2 protein-coding genes are annotated in these 1705 nt (G+C 21.9%); one reads left to right on the plus strand and one right to left on the minus strand.

The features are described from left to right. On the plus strand, positions 1-882 hold an 882-nt coding region (locus EHV01_RS05240; protein WP_422066535.1), incomplete at its 5' end, for a hypothetical protein. A gap of 64 nt (positions 883-946) precedes the next feature. Here the strand turns inward: EHV01_RS05240 and EHV01_RS05245 are convergent. After that, on the minus strand, positions 947-1459 hold the full coding sequence (locus EHV01_RS05245) for a lipoprotein (RefSeq protein WP_422066536.1): 513 nt from the start codon (positions 1457-1459) through the stop codon (positions 947-949). Positions 1460-1705: the final 246 nt, after the last annotated feature.

The raw sequence follows: 1705 nt of genomic DNA on the forward strand, positions 1-1705 counted from the left end.
WATTATAAAACTAGTTTCTTACTCCCCCATGATTATGAAATACCAACATTTAATTACCCACAATATGTTTTACCACCAGTACCATATAATTATAAACCTTATACAAAAGATATCTGAGATGCTAATACGATTCAACCATTAAAAACCAAAATTACAGCACCAGCACAATGTAAGGGTGCTTTTCCTCCCCCTGTTAATTTATTTTCTGATGAATTTAATTATGGTTATTATGAAATAGAAATTGACTTAAAACAAATTGACCCAACAATTCAAAGTATCAGTAAATTCCAAGATGCTTATAAAACAATAGAAATAAGTAATCTTAATAATTTACAAGTTGAATGTGGACCATGTGATATAGAAAATTTTATTCCCAATAGAAATGTTAATATTTTAGGTGGTTTAAGTGGTTGCAATAATTCTTATGGTTCATTAGATAATATAACTTTATATGAATCTGGTTATTCGCAAATTGATAAAATTAATTTTGATAATATAATAACTTTATATACTGATAATATAAAAGTAAATAATATTCAAACATTTGCTACTGCATATACTAATGGTTTACCAAAAAATAATTATTTTAATATATATAACACACCAATTTATAATTATGATTTAAGATTTTTATTACAAATAACAAAATTATTTAATAATGACAAAGATAAAATTATAGAAACATATTTACAAGCATATTATACTAATGATGTAAAATTAAAAATCAGATTTACAAAATTATTAATTTCTAAATTAATGTTTATTGAAAGAGGATATTTTGGTAATGATAAAAATATAATAATAGATATGTCTAATCCTAATTATTTAGGAATTAGAAACAAAAGTGATAACCTAGTTAAGATTACATTTAAACCAAGATAAAATAAAAAGAGATTTACTGTGATAATGTCAATTAAAATTGACATTATCAATTACATCTCTTTTTTTATTCTCCATCGACTTTTACATTGCCATTTTTATCAATAACTAAATTGGGTTCATTATTATATAAATTTCAACGATAAACTGATTTAAAATATATTCCTTCCTTATCGTAAGACCAATATTTAATTTTCAGTGAATCTCTATAAACAAAATACAATTCTTTTAGTCTTTGTTGTATAACAGTATAATCACCATAATTAATCAATATTTTATCTTTACCATTATTATTAGGTATTATTTGTTTTGGAAATTCATCATTTTTAAATTTATTTATATTTCATTGATTATTTCCTTTTCATACTACATAATAATATTTGTTATCAACTTCATTAAATGGCCTTTCTTGTGGTGCCATTCATTCTAAAATACCATCTTTTAAACTTATATTGTTTTCTTCTTTTAATTTTGTTAATTCTTCGGGTGTATATTCTACTATGTTATCACAAGCAACCAAACTTGTGGTACTTGTTCCTATTAAGGTGATTGTTCCTAAAAGACTTAATATTTTTTTCATATTTATCCTTTCTATTTTTTATAAATTTTGTTAATTTAATTAAAAATGGAAATAAACTATTTATTTCCATAAATAGACTTCTTGCATAACCTAGTTATTTTAAAATTCCTATAAAATATATTTAAAATAGAAATTATAGGAATCTAAAATTATGAAATTTGATAAATTTGATTTTATTAATGATAAAGAATTATTCCGATTAACAGGAATAAAACAAGCCACTTTTAATAAAATGTTAGATATTTT

The sequence above is a fragment of the Spiroplasma sp. hy2 genome, from assembly GCF_044714365.1.
GTDB lineage: Bacteria > Bacillota_I > Bacilli_A > Mycoplasmatales > Mycoplasmataceae > Spiroplasma > Spiroplasma phoeniceum.